Source organism: Photorhabdus tasmaniensis (genome assembly GCF_011189505.1).
GTDB classification, from domain to species: Bacteria; Pseudomonadota; Gammaproteobacteria; order Enterobacterales; family Enterobacteriaceae; genus Photorhabdus; species Photorhabdus tasmaniensis.
Window position 1 is genome coordinate 1 of record NZ_PUJU01000188.1, and the last position, 617, is coordinate 617.

The 617-nt window shown below is 42.0% G+C and carries 1 pseudogene; it reads left to right on the top strand.

What is annotated here, in order from left to right:
* Positions 1 to 617, top strand: a pseudogene (locus tag C5471_RS24710) (DUF637 domain-containing protein); the annotation flags it as partial.

Consider the following 617-nt stretch of genomic DNA (forward strand, 5'->3'; position numbering starts at 1 on the left):
AATTTGAAAGAGTTAACCAGCGACCGGCGTGATATCACCTTAAACGCTAATGGCAAAATTGAATTAGGCAATATCAACGCTAAAACCGACTTAAATATTATCGGCAAAGAAACTAATATTGCTCCCAATAATAAAGTGCAAGCGGAACGGGATATTACCCTGGCAAACACCACCCTGGAGAATAAAGGCCGCGTCACCGCCGGCCGGGATATGCGGGTATTTGGTGACACCGTACGCAATACCGGTGATAAAGCCTTACTGCAAGCCAACGATAATCTGTGGATACAGAAAGATGCGCAGGGGAATAAAGGTCAGTTAGTCGAGAATAGATCCGCGACGATAAAAACCGTCAAGGGGGATTTGATTGTCAGGACTCATGAGCTGAATAATGCCCGCAGTCTCTATTTTTTTGAAGAAAGAGAAGCAGCCCCCAATCCGGCAGATAAAAATTTCAACATCCTCGCAGCACAACATAAGCATGGACATAATTTAAAAAGTATGCAACCCAGTGTTCTCACATCGGGTGGAAATATTTATATTAACAGTGATATATTATCAAATCAGGCATTGAGCAAAATTGAAGCTGAAAAAGATATTTTCCTGACGGGAAAAAAACT